16 protein-coding genes are annotated in these 14,697 nt (G+C 55.7%); 8 read left to right on the forward strand and 8 right to left on the reverse strand.

Annotation, left to right across the window (positions count from 1 at the left end):
* The first annotated feature begins 45 nt into the window (after positions 1-45).
* Complete coding sequence (locus tag N675_RS06580; protein ID WP_038038642.1) at positions 46-1,191, forward strand: FtsW/RodA/SpoVE family cell cycle protein; 1,146 nt, start codon at positions 46-48, stop codon at positions 1,189-1,191.
* Between the two features lie 169 nt (positions 1,192-1,360).
* Here N675_RS06580 and pdxT read toward each other — a convergent pair whose 3' ends face one another.
* The 3 genes from pdxT to pdxR are packed head-to-tail and all read right to left on the reverse strand — an operon-like array spanning position 1,361 to position 4,441.
* On the reverse strand, positions 1,361-1,984 hold the full coding sequence (gene pdxT / locus N675_RS06585) for a pyridoxal 5'-phosphate synthase glutaminase subunit PdxT (protein WP_051914344.1): 624 nt from the start codon (positions 1,982-1,984) through the stop codon (positions 1,361-1,363).
* Between the two features lie 12 nt (positions 1,985-1,996).
* A complete protein-coding gene (pdxS, locus tag N675_RS06590) occupies positions 1,997-2,902 on the reverse strand; it encodes a pyridoxal 5'-phosphate synthase lyase subunit PdxS (RefSeq protein ID WP_038038643.1) in 906 nt (301 codons plus the stop codon).
* 36 nt (positions 2,903-2,938) lie between these two features.
* Complete coding sequence (pdxR, locus tag N675_RS06595; RefSeq protein ID WP_038038645.1) at positions 2,939-4,441, reverse strand: MocR-like pyridoxine biosynthesis transcription factor PdxR; 1,503 nt, start codon at positions 4,439-4,441, stop codon at positions 2,939-2,941.
* Positions 4,442-4,621: 180 nt separating this feature from the next.
* Here pdxR and N675_RS14730 point away from each other — a divergent pair, with 180 nt between their 5' ends.
* The gene (locus tag N675_RS14730) at positions 4,622-6,169 is read left to right on the forward strand and encodes a PucR family transcriptional regulator (RefSeq protein ID WP_051914346.1); all 1,548 of its coding nucleotides are present in this window, start codon (positions 4,622-4,624) and stop codon (positions 6,167-6,169) included.
* Here N675_RS14730 and N675_RS06605 read toward each other — a convergent pair.
* On the reverse strand, positions 6,120-6,530 hold the full coding sequence (locus N675_RS06605; RefSeq protein ID WP_038038646.1) for a ribosome maturation factor RimM: 411 nt from the start codon (positions 6,528-6,530) through the stop codon (positions 6,120-6,122). The two genes, N675_RS14730 and N675_RS06605, sit on opposite strands and share 50 nt — an antisense overlap.
* 306 nt (positions 6,531-6,836) lie before the next feature.
* Between N675_RS06605 and N675_RS06610 the strand changes: the two genes are divergently transcribed.
* From N675_RS06610 to N675_RS06630, 5 genes are all read left to right on the forward strand, one after another.
* A complete protein-coding gene (locus N675_RS06610) occupies positions 6,837-8,315 on the forward strand; it encodes an ABC transporter substrate-binding protein (protein WP_051914347.1) in 1,479 nt (492 codons plus the stop codon).
* A gap of 82 nt (positions 8,316-8,397) precedes the next feature.
* A complete protein-coding gene (locus N675_RS06615; protein ID WP_038038647.1) occupies positions 8,398-8,778 on the forward strand; it encodes a CHY zinc finger protein in 381 nt (126 codons plus the stop codon).
* Positions 8,775-9,716, forward strand: coding sequence for a carbohydrate ABC transporter permease (locus N675_RS06620; protein ID WP_038038650.1), 942 nt, complete (start codon positions 8,775-8,777; stop codon positions 9,714-9,716). The genes N675_RS06615 and N675_RS06620 overlap by 4 nt, the downstream gene beginning before the upstream one ends.
* Before the next feature lie 2 nt (positions 9,717-9,718).
* Positions 9,719-10,564, forward strand: a complete 846-nt coding sequence (locus tag N675_RS06625) for a carbohydrate ABC transporter permease (RefSeq protein WP_038038651.1) — start codon at positions 9,719-9,721, stop codon at positions 10,562-10,564.
* Positions 10,565-10,664: 100 nt separating this feature from the next.
* Positions 10,665-11,771, forward strand: a complete 1,107-nt coding sequence (locus N675_RS06630; protein ID WP_038038652.1) for an ABC transporter ATP-binding protein — start codon at positions 10,665-10,667, stop codon at positions 11,769-11,771.
* 68 nt (positions 11,772-11,839) lie between these two features.
* Here N675_RS06630 and N675_RS06635 read toward each other — a convergent pair whose 3' ends face one another.
* A complete protein-coding gene (locus N675_RS06635) occupies positions 11,840-12,355 on the reverse strand; it encodes a DUF421 domain-containing protein (RefSeq protein WP_038038653.1) in 516 nt (171 codons plus the stop codon).
* Between the two features lie 238 nt (positions 12,356-12,593).
* Between N675_RS06635 and N675_RS06640 the strand changes: the two genes are divergently transcribed.
* Positions 12,594-13,271 carry a cyclase family protein gene (locus N675_RS06640; RefSeq protein WP_231577955.1) on the forward strand — a complete coding sequence of 226 codons (678 nt, stop codon included), beginning with the start codon at positions 12,594-12,596 and terminating at the stop codon, positions 13,269-13,271.
* Here N675_RS06640 and N675_RS06645 read toward each other — a convergent pair.
* Genes N675_RS06645 through N675_RS06655 form a run of 3 tightly spaced genes read right to left on the reverse strand, consistent with a single transcriptional unit; the run spans position 13,268 to position 14,695 of the window.
* Positions 13,268-13,531 (reverse strand): hypothetical protein, encoded by a 264-nt coding sequence (locus N675_RS06645; protein WP_051914349.1) that lies wholly within the window; start codon positions 13,529-13,531, stop codon positions 13,268-13,270. The two genes, N675_RS06640 and N675_RS06645, sit on opposite strands and share 4 nt — an antisense overlap.
* 3 nt (positions 13,532-13,534) lie before the next feature.
* Complete coding sequence (locus tag N675_RS06650) at positions 13,535-14,053, reverse strand: hypothetical protein (protein WP_038038656.1); 519 nt, start codon at positions 14,051-14,053, stop codon at positions 13,535-13,537.
* 39 nt (positions 14,054-14,092) lie between these two features.
* Positions 14,093-14,695, reverse strand: coding sequence for a thioredoxin family protein (locus N675_RS06655; RefSeq protein ID WP_038038658.1), 603 nt, complete (start codon positions 14,693-14,695; stop codon positions 14,093-14,095).
* Positions 14,696-14,697 lie beyond the last annotated feature (2 nt).

A 14,697-nucleotide genomic window follows, 5' to 3' on the forward strand; every position in this document is an offset into this window, starting at 1 on the left:
AGTAGTGGATACGGTCTTGCACCCTGGTACCGGAAAGGGAGCCAATTGGACGCGATTTGGATTGGGCAAAACGGGCAACGTGCTGCGCGACGTTGGGCGGGGCTGGATCTTTATCTTCTCGTGACAACGGCAGTCCTGGTTGGCTTCGGGATTGTCGTTATCTGGAGTGCTGAAGGAGCTGGTCCACTGCGGCTTGGCAGTCTGGCCGTCCGTCAAGCGCTCTACGCACTGGTTGGCTTGCCACTTTTACTTGGTCTGACCTGGCTTGATTACCGCTACATTAAATCGCTGGCCTGGGTGATTTATGCAGTGTCTCTTTTCTTGTTAGCACTTGTTGACTTTATCGGCACGAACATCGGTGGTTCAGTTCGTTGGATTGATATTGGGCCGGTTAGTCTTCAACCGTCTGAGCCAGCCAAACTTGGGGTTTTGATTGCGCTTGCAACGCTCTTGGCTGATCACTGGGAGGAGATGCACCGGTTCACCTGGTTTGTCCTCTCCGGTGTGCTCGTTGCGATTCCAATGGGGCTTGTCTACCAGCAGCCTGACCTCGGCACGGCCGGTGTTTTTGCAGCGATCTGGCTTGCCCTTATTTTGGTCTCACCGGTGCGCAAGCGATATGTATTTGCGCTTCTCCTTGCCTCTCCTGCCGTTGCACTGTTTGCCTGGCGCTACGTTTTGCATGACTACATGCGGCAGCGACTCCTCATTTCATTCCACCCTGAACGCGATTACTTTGGTGCTGGGTTCAATATCATTCAAGCGCAAATTACGATTGGGACGGGCGGACTGCTCGGGAATGGATTGGCTGGCAGCATGCAGAGCCAGCTCGGGTTGCTACGTGTTCGAACAACAGATTTCATCTTCGCCCACGCCATGGGTATGTTCGGTTTTGTTGGTGCACTGGCCTTGATTGTGGCCTATGGTTTGCTGCTTTGGCGGCTGATTCATGTCGCTGAAGTTGCCGCTGATCGCTTCGCGCACCTCCTGGCGATTGGCGTGACAGTCATGATCTTTTTCCAGGCATTTGTCAATATGGGAATGAATGTTGGTATTATGCCGGTGACTGGCCTACCCCTGCCGTTTGTTAGCTATGGTGGCAGCTCACTCTGGACGCTATTTGCTAGCCTTGGCATCATGCAAAGCATTCTGGTGCACCGTCGCCGGATCGGCTTTCGTGCTTTTGGGTGATAACCTCCGATAGTCCGCATGGCTTCCACGTTGTTCGTCTTTCACGATCTCTAACTGGTGTTTGTATGCAATCGAGGTGTGTTCTGTACAACATGGGAAAGCACAAGGGCCGGTGCAACGTCGCCGGCCCTTGTGGCTGGAGGGGGTGAGAAGGATAAAGCGGGTGGTGCTATAGGGTCGTTGCTGGTTCAGTGCGCGCAACGAAAGCTCGCGCGAGTGCGCAGAACCAGGCATGGAATCGATCATCTTCGGCAAGCTCAGGATGGAACGCGGTGCCGATGATATTGCCTTGCCGTACGGCAACAACTGTACCGTCAGCGAGTTGCGCTAATGGCTCAACATTTGGCCCAATCCATGAGACGATTGGGGCGCGAATGAAGACCGCCCGGAACGGTTGGGGACCAAGGACAGGGATAGCAAGGTCGACCTCGAAACTCTCGGGTTGTGGTCCAAAGGCATTGCGTCGGACCACGATGTCGAGCACGCCAAGCAGCGGCTGCGTGCGGGCACGTGTTTCAGCATCAACGTCGCGGGCCAGGACGATCATGCCAGCGCATGTGCCCCAGACCGGCATGCCGCTCTGAATACACTCGAGCAGCTTGTCACGCAGAGCAAAGCGCTCGATGAGCCGACCGATTGTTGTGCTTTCACCGCCAGGGATGATAAGTCCAGCGAGACCATCAAGATGGTGCGGGAGTCTCACCTCTCGAGCTGCGACACCAAGCCGCTCGAGTACCGCAAGGTGTTCCTTGAAGTCGCCCTGCAACGCAAGAACCCCGATGGTTGGTTCCATCGCTGTACTCCTTTACCAGCCTCGCGGTGCAAGACGTTGCTCGGCAGGGATCGCGGCGAGATCGACGCCACGCATTGGCTCGCCTAAGCCTCGGCTCACTTCGGCAAGAATCTTGGGATCGCGATAGTGCGTGACGGCCTCAACGATCGCTCGGGCGCGCTTGAAGGGATTCTCTGACTTGAAGATGCCCGATCCGACGAAGACCCCTTCAGCTCCAAGTTGCATCACAAGTGCGGCATCGGCAGGAGTTGCGACACCGCCGGCGCAGAAAAGTGGCACTGGTAACCAGCCAGTCTCCGCTACTTCGCGAACGATTTCGTAGGGGGCGCCGAGTTCTTTGGAAGCTGTCATGAGCTCCTCATGAGGCATTGCCTGCAAGCGGCGGATACCGTCAATAATTTCGCGCAGGTGACGTACCGCTTCGACAATATTGCCCGTGCCAGCCTCTCCCTTGCTCCGAATCATCGCGGCACCTTCACCAATGCGGCGCAGGGCTTCACCTAAGTCTCGGGCACCGCAAACGAATGGTGTGCGGAACGGGTGCTTATCAATGTGGTAACGGTCGTCGGCTGGAGTCAGCACTTCGCTTTCGTCGATGAAGTCGATCCCCAGCGCCTCAAGGATTTGAGCCTCGACGAAGTGGCCAATGCGCACCTTGGCCATGACTGGGATCGTTACCGCTTCTTTAATGCGCAAAATCAATTCGGGATCACTCATCCGTGCAACGCCGCCTTCACGGCGAATGTCAGCTGGCACTCGCTCCAAGGCCATGACGGCAACTGCGCCAGCTTCTTCGGCAAGCTTGGCCTGATCAGGCGTGACCACATCCATAATCACGCCACCTTTGAGCATTTGGGCAAGGCCAACCTTTGTCTTCCAGGTTGCCTTTTCACCGTGGCCATTTGGTGTCACGCTCATGCTGTCTTCCTCCTTTCTGCACTGTTCTTGCCTCTCCTAAACCAGTGGTCGAGCGAGCACGGCCGTGCGATCGCGTCCGAATCGGTTCGCGCGTAACGTGTGAATGGCCTGAGCAAGTCGTTTGATGCCTTCCTCTATCTGATCTGGATTGGGATAGGTGAAGTTCAGCCGGAGGAACTCGGCGCCTCCTCCATCGGGAAAGCAACTTTCTCCCGGTGTGAATGCAACCCCGTGTCGCGCCGCCTCTGGGAGGAGGTCGCGCGCTCGCAACCCGTCCTGCAGCTGACACCAAAGGTAAAGTCCACCTCCAGGCCGTTCCCAGGCCAAGACGTCAGCGGCATATGCCTCCAGCGCGCTGAGCATACGATCTCGCCGTACTGGGTAGGTTTGGCGGAGACGCTCGATATGCTGGTCGAGCAGACCACGAGTGAGGAAAGCCCAAACAGCCCATTGGGCGAGCGCGTTGGTGTCAAGGTCGACGAGTTGTTTCAAGGTGCTGAGGCGTTCAATGACCGGCTGTGGACCAACAACCCAGCCGATACGAAAACCCGGGAAGAGCACCTTTGAGACAGTACTGAGGTAGATCACAATGCCAGCGGTATCAAGAGAGAGCAGTGATGGCAGTGCTGGTCCCTCGTAGCGCAGCATGCTGTAGGGATCATCCTCGATGATGGGAATCTGATACCGAATAGCTATATCAAGGAGCCGTTGCCGTCGCTCGAGGGAAAGGGTTGTACCAGTCGGATTTTGGAACGTTGGAAGGGTGTAGATGAGCTTAGGACGACGACGCTGCACCATATCTTCGAGCACGCTGACATGCATCCCGTGGCGGTCCACAGGTATTGGCAAGAAGCGTGCACCAATTGCTCGGAAGACGTGGAGGGCGCCGAGATAGGTCGGCGATTCAACAGCAACGACGTCGCCAGGTTCGAGCAAGGCGCGGGCGAGTAAGTAGAGCCCTTGCTGCGAGCCCGAGACGACGAGGACGTGCGCGGCGGTCGTTCTGGCACCATGCTGACGCAGGTATTGCGCGATAGCTTCACGGAGTGGCGGGTATCCCTCAGTAGGACAGTACTGGAGGAGTGATTGGCCCTCGTGGTGCAATGCCTCGTCGAGCAGGGCACGAACGGTCTCCACTGGGTAGAACTCAGGAGCAGGAGCGCCGGTAGCAAAGCTGATGACATCCGGTCGGGCCGATACAACCATCGTGTCATAGAGCAATGGATCACGCATAACTGTCGTAATTGGCGTAAAAAATTGAGCCCAGGCAACCGACGAGCCAAGTGGTTGTGGCGAAGGCTGTGGTTCAGCAACGATCGTGCCGCGGCCAACGTGGCCGACAATCAAGCCTTCAGCCGCGAGTTCGCGATAGGCACTCACGACCGTAGTCCGGTTGACGCCGAGCATTGCCGCTAAACGGCGCTCTGGAGGGAGCCGTGTGCCCGGTGGGAGTTCGCCGGAACGAATCTGCTCGCGAAGTTGCTCGGCAATCTGCCGGTAAAACGGAATAGAGCTTGTGCGATCAAGCGTCAGTCGCATCCAATCCTCCTTTGGATGCCCCATTTACTTAGCGTAGTCTCACGCTACCAGGCAAGAAAAGAGCCAATTCTGGCGATCCCCTCACCATCCAATCATGCCATTTTTCATAATTGGATGGTAATGCTTGCTTAGTATACTTCCCTGCAAAAGAAAGCCGGCGCGATGGCCAAGGGGTGAGACGTGTCGGACATCTTGATACGCGATCTTTGCCGCTGGGATCGGCGGCTTCAGCTTGTTGTTCCACGTGATCAACCAGTTGACCCAGTGCTCGATCGCCCAATTTCGTGGGCAGTCGCTGTTCGTGCTGTCCCACCACACCTGCCGCCCTTGCGTGGCGACGAGTTGGTTATTCTTTCCCAGCGTGTATTGACAGAGATTGAATCCGCTGGTGCGACAAGTCGCGATGCATTGGTGCGTGCGCTTGAACGTGCGCCGATCGCAGCGCTCGTCACCGAGGCCGGGTTACGCGAACAGCTCGTGGTAACGTTCCCGCTTCTGCTCTTCCCTGGTCCCCTCCCGTTCGACTTCGATGCCACCCTGAACCGTCTGCTTACTGAGCAACGTAGTGCACTCTTTCGGCTTTCAAGCCAACTGTCACGTGATCTCTCCCGTGTCGCTGTGAGCGGTGACATTGCAGCAGTCCTGCGGGCAGCATCGAGCGCGAGCGGCCGCAGCCTCCTACTCCAGGATGCTGAAGGGCAGGTTGTGGCACAGAGCGGCGGATTGCTCGAGCCATTGCCAGCGCATCAGTTGTTGCGGATTCATCCATACCCAGCAGTAACGCGGCTGGGATTGTCAGAAGGAGAAGCGGTTGCCACAACCATATTGCCGGATCGTCGCCCGCTCTATCTCATCCTCGCCTCACCTGAGGCGACAACGGAACAAGATCGCCTCACGCTTTCGCTCACGGCTGGGGTGTGTACGAGTTTGCTTGCTCGTGTTGCTACCCGCGATGCGCGCGCAGTGCCGGGACTTCGGGAATTGCTTGAAGGCAAAGTGCATGGCGAGCAAGCACTTGCAGCTGTTGCCCAGCGACTCAGACTTGATGTCGATCGCTCAATTATCGTTGGCCTCGCTGCTGGAACTGCCGGCCTGCATGACGTCGAGCATGTGTTGTTGCGCCAGGTGGGAGAAGATCGACTGGTACGGTTTGAGCAAAGCGTTGCGTTCGTCAGTGAAGCTGGTGTGGTGGATGACCTTGCGAGCGCACTTCGTCGTGTCCCTCACCGTGATGGAGCACGCTGGGCAGTTGCGTTGAGTGAACCTGTTGCTTCACTGCGTGATGTGGCAGCAGGATTGCGTCAAGCACAGTATCTCCTTGCCCTCTGGCACTCAGGCGCTTTGCCTGGGGGTGTCTTGCGCTTCCATGTTGTCGAGGAGACAGGCCTCTACAGCTTGCTCTATGCCCTGTGGGGCCATCCGGCTGCAGAGCGTTTTCGCCAAGCAGTACTTGGACGCTTGGCTGTGCGCGGGAATCGCAACGCCGAGTTACTCGAAACACTCGAAGCCTATCTTACTTACGGCAGCGCAGGCGAAGTTGCGGCACGCCTTGGCGTGCATCGCAACACTGTCGGCTATCGCTTACATCGTATTACTGAGTTGACTGGTCGGTCTGTCGACCAGCCGCATGACCGGCTGCTGCTTCATGTCGCTGTGCTTTTGGGCCATCTCCCACCTCCTAATCGGCGCGTCGAGATTCAAGGTCGCTCGCCTGTTGGCGAAGGATGACGCGTTCAAGGGTAACAGTGAGCACGTCGTCGATTGAAAAGCGACACCAGCCGATCGGAACGGGCAGCTTTCCTACCCAAAACGCTCCTGCAACCAAGGGTTCAGCTTCATCTGGTATTGTCCCGAAGGCATATCGTGGCGTTTGCGTTGTTGGGCCTGGGTTACCGAGTGGCGAGGTTGGCATCGGGCCGAGGAGTTCGCCAGAAATCATGCTTGCAGGCGACGACCGAGGCGCCTGTGTTGCAACGCGTTGAACTGGTTGAGCTGAACCTGGCTCGAGGCGCCGTACTGTGCCAAGATAGCGGCCGTCACGCGTGTAAACGTCCATGCCGACGCGAATGTCCCGCGTATCAAATGTCATCACGTCTCTCCTTTGTCGAGTGCCAGTGTGCGTGCTTTCTCCTCGCGTATAGAGCTGGCAGGTTCCTGTATGATCGCCTGAGGGCTTGACAATCTCATGGCATTGCGCTTACCCTACCGCTGTCGCATCGTGAGGGTGGGGAGAGCAGCCAATGGTAGCAATCATGCAGTTGCCCCACTGTATCTATACCGAAAACGACCGAAAGGGGGCAAAATCGACGAAAGGACGCTGAGAGCGGCAGCAAACCGTGCAATACAGTGGTTTTGGCTCACGATGATTACGATGAGAGGTGGATGAGGAGGAGCTATGGCGAAACAAGAGCAGCGTGGATGGTGGTCTGGGCAACCAGCACAGCTTTCACGGCGTCAGTTGCTACGTCGGGCTGCGGCACTTGGCCTTTCAGCTCCGGCGTTGAGTGCATTGCTTGCAGCCTGTGGCGGTGGAAGCGCGACGCCAACGTCAGCGCCAGCTGCGGCTCCCTCGCCGACAGCGGCAGCGACAAAGGCAAGCGGCGCTGCGAGCCCAACTGCTGCTGCCACGAGCCAAGCTGCAGCGGCAACGCCAACTAGTGCGCCAGCAGTGCTGAAGGGAACGAAGCTGAGCATCCTTCAGGCATCCTACTTTGTTCCGGCTGGGCAAGATCTCTTCAAGAACCAACTGCAACAATGGGGGAAAGAGAATAACGTTGAGGTTTCGGTTGACTTCGTGAACTGGCCTGATCTCCAGCCGAAAATCAGCGCGGCCGTTCAGGCCGGTGCAGGACCTGATATCGTCCACCTGTGGCCGACCTGGCCCTCGCTCTATGCCAATAGCCTAGTTGATGTGCATGACTTCGCTGATAAGCTTGGCAAGAGTCAGGGAGGATACTTCGATTGGGTATTGAAGAGCGCGAGCGTTGATGGCCGATGGCTGAGTGTGCCGATCGGTACCTCCACGAGCGCGCAGGTGTATCGGATCTCTCTCTTCAAACAAGCAGGGATTGATGACCCGGTGAATAACTTCCCGGATACATGGGAGGATCTGTTCAAGGTTGGCAAGAAACTCAAGGCAATGGGCAAGCCCTTAGGGCAGGCCTTTGGCCATAGTCCTGGTGATCCGCCATCGTTCTGCTATCCCTTCATGTGGGCGTATGGGGCGATGGAAGTCAAAGAAGATGGCAAAACGGTTGCCTTCAATGTCCCCCAGTTTGTCGATGGGATGAAGTTGCTTATCCAGGCGTGGAAAGACGCATTTGATGAATCTGGCCTTTCCTGGGACGACTCGACGAATAACCGCGCCTTTTTGGCTGGCCAAATTTCGTGGACCTTTAATGGAAGCAGTATTTACCTGGCAGCGTTGAAAGATAATCCGTCACTCGCCCAGGATATTAACCATTGGATTTACCCAAAGGGACCGGCTGGGCGATTTAATAACCTTGGTAGCCAATCAATGGGGATTATGAAGTACTCCAAGAATATTGAAGGGGCAAAAGCGTTTCTTGAATGGTGGATGCAGCCTGAGCAGTTCCGTGCCTGGCTTGCTGCCCAGCAGGGCTATAACCTTGCGCCAACGCCGCTGTATATTAACGATCCCTACTACACTTCAGATCCCAAACTGAAGGCGTATGCCGAAGTCGGGAAGTATGGGCGAAATCTCGGTTACGCGGGCTGGGGTAATCAGAAAGCGGCCGAGGTCTCAGCTCGGTATATCGTTATTGATACCTTTGCCCGAGCGATTCAATCCGGCGACGCCGCGAGTGCAATCAAGTGGGGAGCTGACCAACTCCAGCGTATTTATGGGCAATAGAACACTAGTGGGCAGAGAGGGAGTTTCCCCTCTCTGCCCAGTTCTCATACCAGCGAGAAGGGTGACGAGAGGAGTTTGAAGCTTGGCAAGGAGCCAGGCAGCGAGTGAGCAATGTCCAGTCGTCTACGGGCACCCTGTTGACAATCAAACGCGATGTGTCCACTATCATGGGCCGACAGATGTTGTGGCGATTAAGTTCCCCTGCTGTGGGCGTTTCTATCCATGCTTTTTTTGTCACGAGGAGACTGCAGATCATCCTGCACTGCGCTGGCCCGTTGAGGCTCTTGATGAGCCAGCCATTCTCTGTGGCGTCTGCTATCATGTGTTGACGATTCGTTGCTATCTTCAGAGCAAGTACCATTGTCCATTCTGTGGAGCCGCATTTAATCCAGGCTGTGCCCATCATGCGCATTTCTATTTTGCGTTTGATCCTCACGTTGTTCTTCAGGGAGGTGAGGCATGACCACTGCTCCGGCTCGGTCGCTTGCCCGTGCTGCGCCACTATCATTCCGCGCTAGGGTCCGGATGTGGCTCGAGCGTGAACCTGTTCTGGCCTATCTCTTCATGAGCCCTGGATGGCTTATCCTCTTGCTTTTCATGAGCTATCCCTTCTTCTTGGGGCTCTGGATCTCGTTGACCGACCGCATGGTTGGTCTCCCAGGTGGTAGTTTTGTTGGCTTGCAAAACTACCGAGACCTGCTCCACGATAGCGTTTTTCATTTGACCGTCTTGAATACTTTCATCTACGGATTTATTACCGTGCCGTTTAAGTTGCTGCTCGGGCTCCTGCTTGCGCTCCTGCTGAACCAGTCGTTTCGCTTGCGCAATGTACTACGCGCGGCACTCCTGCTGCCCTGGATTGTTCCAACGGCACTGAGCAGCCTGGCGTGGTTGATGCTGTATGACCCTGTATTCAGCCCGTTCTCGTGGGTGCTGAAGCATCTGGGGCTTATTCACGCAAACATTAACTTTCTTGGATCGCATTGGAGCGCGCTTGCTTCGCTCTGTGTTGCAAATATCTGGCGCGGTATTCCGTTCTTCGCTGTGGCAATTTTGGCAGGTCTCCAGGCGGTGCCACAGGAGTTGCATGAGGCTGCTGCAATTGAGGGTGCTGGCACGCTTCAGCGTTTCTTTGCTGTCACGTTGCCGGTGATCCGTGGTGTCATCGTGATTACAACTCTATTCTCCATCATCTGGACGTTCGGTGACTTCCAGCTGATTTACGTGCTCACCAAGGGTGGCCCTGCGAACTCAACGCATGTCTTTGGGACGTATACCTGGCAAATCGGTATTTCGGCAGGGCAACTTGGACAAGGTGCAGCGGTTTCGCTGTACATGTTCCCCATTCTCGTTGTGCTATCGGCGCTGTTGCTCCGCTATGTCCGTTCTGAGGAGGCGTAAGCGTGGTTGGGAGTAACCGCTTCTCACAGCGATTGCTCTTCTTGTACGTTCCACTTCTTCTGTTCACGGTTTTTTTGCTTTTTCCGTTCTACTGGATGCTCGTCGTATCACTAAAACCTGACAGTCAGCTCTTCAACACCGACTTAAATCCGTTTTTCCTCACGAAGGCAACGCTCAGTCATTATCGCTATCTCTTTGAGCAGACGGCGTTCCCCAGGTGGGCATGGAACACGATTGTCGTGACCTTTGGCGCAACCTTTATCTCGCTTGTTTCAAGTATTTTGATGGGCTACGCGCTTGGCCGTTTCCGTTTCCGTGGTGGCAATTTCTTTGGGACAGCGGTCTTCTTGGCGTATCTAATTCCACCAACGTTGCTCTTTATCCCGTTGAGCCAGGTAGTAGCCCGATTTGGCTTGTATAACCGCTACTGGGCGCTGATCCTTACCTACCCGACATTTCTCATCCCCTTTGCCAGCTGGTTGTTGATGGGCTATTTCCGCACGATTCCACGGGAGCTAGAGGAATGCGCTATGATCGATGGAGCCAGCCGTTTTCAAGCCATGTGGCGCGTGATCTTGCCGCTCGCATTGCCTGGGGTGCTCTCGGCGGGCATTTTCTCCTTTACGCTTTCGTGGAATGAGTTTCTCTATGCACTCGTTTTCATGGGGAGCGGGAATATGAAGACCATCCCGGTCGGTACAGTTAGTGACCTCATCCGCTCGGATGTCTTCTTCTGGGGGCCGCTTATGGCATCGGCGATTCTCGGATCGGTGCCAGTTGCGATTGTGTATATGTTCTTCGTCGACAACTATATCTCGGGGTTGACTGCTGGAGCTGTGAAAGGGTGATATGGTGACAGCCTTGACAGACTCTGGCATACTAGGTCTTGACAGTTTTCAGGGGATCAGGGATAACACAGGTGACAGGTTCCAGGTGGAGGGCTGATACATGGCGCAAGTGATCTATGACCATGTGACCAAGCGCTTCGATGGTGTCACTGCTGTCAATGACCTCTTCATCGAGATCCGTGATGGCGAATTTCTTGTGCTCGTTGGCCCGTCAGGATGTGGCAAGACAACGGCGTTGCGCTGTCTTGCCGGTCTTGAGGAAGTGACAAGTGGTGACATCATCATCGGCGACCGCGTTGTCACCAATGTTCCCCCCAAAGACCGTGACATCGCGATGGTCTTCCAGAACTACGCGCTCTACCCGCACATGACTGTCTATGACAACATGGCCTTCGGCCTGAAACTGCGCAAGGTGCCGAAGCAGGAGATCGATCGGCGGGTAAAAGAAGTCGCGGAGATGCTGGGTATTCAGGAATTGCTGAATCGCAAGCCGCGCCAGCTCTCCGGTGGCCAGCGCCAGCGGGTTGCCCTTGGACGAGCTATTGTACGCGAGCCACAAGTCTTCTTGATGGATGAGCCGCTTTCAAACCTCGATGCGAAACTGCGCGTTCAGACGCGTGGCGAGCTGATTAAGCTCCAGCGACGCCTCGGTGTTACGACCATTTACGTGACCCATGACCAGGTTGAAGCGATGACCATGGGCCACCGCATCGCGGTGATGAACCAGGGCGTGTTGCAGCAGCTTGATACGCCGGAAAACCTCTACGAGCATCCAGCCAATCTCTTCGTTGCGACGTTTATTGGTAGTCCAGCGATGAATATCTATCCGGCACACGTGTCGTCAATGAATGGCACGCTTGCCTTCACGACGGATGAGCTGACACTCGAAGTGCCCGCAGACAAGCGCAACCGCTTGGCTGACTATACCAATCGCGAAGTGCTGGTCGGTATTCGGCCGGAGGATATGCGTGTCTTGGCCGGTGATGAGACCGATCATCCGGAATTGCCCGTGATTCACCTACCGGTGGAGATCGTCGAGCCACTCGGGTCTGAGACGCTGGTCCACCTTCGCGGGCCGCGCGGCACAACGTTGGTCGCGCAAGCCGAACCACGCGTGCACATCACACCTGGTGATGTGGTCAAGGTGCGTGTCAATACGCAGCATATGCACGCCTTTGATCCACAAACGGAGCAGGCGATCTTCTAACGCGCTGTATATCGTCTATCGGCGATGTATCCAGTCCTAGACGTCTAGGACTGGATATTTTGCTGTTATTAGGGGTGACGGCGATAACGGCGTCGTCGACGTTGGCTTGTGTAGACTGTTGCATCCTTTGGAACAACACTGATTGAGCCGTCTGGTTCAAGGACCACGAGTTGTGTCTCGCTGACGTCACTCAGCTCGTGTTCGCGGATGGCCATCTCAGCTTCTTCCTGATCGATGCCTTCTCGTGCTAAGGCACTTGGGATCCATTTGCCATTTTGCGCGAGGATGGTTGGCGTTGGTTCCAAAACATGGCGAAGCGGTGGGGCGAGGAACAGGAGGCGACTGACAACCCAATTTGCCAGAAGCAACACCGCAATGATGATGAGCCCGCCAGTCAGTGAGCTGTCCGGGCCAGTCATTGCTGGTTGCACAGCGTTTGCTACAAGCAACACAAGGGCAAGGTCAAAAAGTGTGAACTGCCCGACTTGCCGTTTACCGAAGAGACGCAATCCAAGAAGGAGCGCAAAGTAGATCAAAAGACTACGAACAGCGATCTCCCAAGCCGGAATCTGTAGGTGCCACATCGTCTCCTCCTTATCACCGTACAAGCAACGTAGCTGACTCACAGCGTCTGCGTATTTCCAAGGTCAAATCCTACTGCGAACATGAGCATGCCTCGGAAACGCTTCTGGCGTTATGGCAGCGTTGTGGAAAAGACAATCGAGGAGAAGTGTTGAAGCAGAATGGGAGCATTTGCGTGTTGAGCAACCAGGGCGTGCCGCCTATGCTACGGTGTAGTGCGGGGAAATGAAGGGGGATACGATGCCGCGACGCATTGTCGATTTATCTCATCCGATTGACTCGTCGATCCCGATGTTTCCAGGCTTACCAGCTCCGGAAATTACGGCCTTGCTTTCTCGTGAAGAATCTGCCTCGCGGTATGCTCCTGGCGTCAGCTTCCTCATCAGCCGGTATGTCTTGGCTGGCAATACCGGGACCTATCTTGATGCGCCGTTCCATCGCTATGCTGACGGCGCTGATTTGGCAACATTACCGTTGGATCGAGCAGTTGACTTACCTGGTGTTGTTGTCGATGTTCGCGGGCGGTGTGCTGGGAGCCAGCGTGCAATTGATGCAGAAGTATTTGCCGAATATGACCTTGTCGGTTGCGCTGTGCTCATTCTTACAGGGTGGGATACGCGGTGGGGAAAGTCTGACTATCTCGAACCTGGGCCTTTTCTGACGGCTGAGGCGGCACAAGCCCTCGTGTCAGCTGGTGCTGTCCTGGTTGGCATTGATACGTGGAACATCGATGATGTCAAGGATCCAAGCCGACCCGCCCATAGTATCCTGCTTGCTGCCTCAATCCCGATTGTTGAAAACCTCTGCCATATCGATCAATTGCCGCAACGCGGATTTCGCTTCCATGCAGCGCCGTTGCCGATTGTCGCCGGAACAGCGACACCAGTGCGCGCGTATGCTGTCTTAGTTGAACGCTAACGGTGAGGAACTGAGGGCGCACTCGTGCCATTCTTTGATGTGATTCCAGTTGTTTGCCGGAATTGCTCCCACAATTCCCGTTCAGTTTGCGCTTCCGCTTCTCGCGCTGCTTGCTGAGCTTCTTGCCAACGCTGGCGGAGGCGCTGCTCAAGCTCACGCGCGCGTTCCGAGGAGAGTGCTGCCGCGACGGCTGCTCCGGCTGCGATGCCAAGTACGCTGCTAACCAATGTCTTGACAACTCGCGCTGCGCTCAGGGCCATTTCCTACCCTTCCTGTCCACGGATCAGACGAAGAAGTGCACTGGCTAACGTAAGCCCAATGCCAAATGCTGCACCAAGAATCGCGGCACTGCTTGGTGTCAACGTAGCTGTCACTGGTCCGTCTGACCGGCCAATAAACCAGAATATGCGTCCACCCTCAATTTGCGCATGATCAGCCTTGACAAGGATCGCTTGGCTTTTGACCAAGCGCACGCTGCCCGCACTTGCGGCCAGGATGCGACTATGTTCGGCAACGGCTCGCTCGGCATCAAGCCGCTGAACAGCGCTTTGTGAGAGTTGTGCACTGCGTGCCTCAACTGTACTGAACGCCGACTGCTCAGCCGTTAGTCGCTCGGAGGTAACAAGCCCGGCTGTACTCTGGTGCAGAACGACGGTCTGCCCTTCGACACGGTCTACACGCGTGCGAACAGCTTCAGTTGCTTCGGTCGGTTCATAGCCACCGGGCTGCTTATACGTCGTCTGGTGAACGCCAGTGGCGAGGGGATCGTGATGTTCGCTCATGATAGCTCCTTCTCGCTGTCTACTTCGGTATACGCTGTATTAGGCTACACGCAACTTGGCTGACTTCGCAATTTCGGCGAGATCCTCGATCAGGTAGCGGGTCCACCGGTCAAACTGTTCATCGCGCCATGCAGCAATATGCGCTTTGACTGCTTGGCGTGTTTCTTCTGGCATGCGATCGATCATCCGGTTTGCTCCGGGGAGATCTGGATGTTCGGCCAAAAAGCGCCGCGTTTCTTCTGTCATTTCCTGGGTTGCTCGCTCTGGACGCTCGAGCAATGCGCCCAGTTCTTGAAATTCAGCGTCGAGCAGGATAAAGACGGGAATGGGTTGATAGCCATCCTTGCGCTGGTACTGCTCTGCAAGATCCTTGTGCTCGTCACGCCGCAAAATGCGAACCTCAACAGTCGGAACGAGCTGGGAGAGCCGTATGACCATTGGGACGAATTGTGCCGAGTCACTGCACCAATCTTCAGTAAGCACGAGAATGTGGAGAGGTTCTTGGCCAAAAGCTGCCCAGTCACCAGGCATAATACGCGTCCGTGTGATGTTTGCCTCGAAGCGCTCGCGATTCTTTGTCATCTGCTGGAGATATTCGTCCGGGGTCATCGCCTCATTCCACAGCTCTGCTGCACGTACCATGT

Source organism: Thermorudis peleae, assembly GCF_000744775.1.
Classification (GTDB): domain Bacteria; phylum Chloroflexota; class Chloroflexia; order Thermomicrobiales; family Thermomicrobiaceae; genus Thermorudis; species Thermorudis peleae.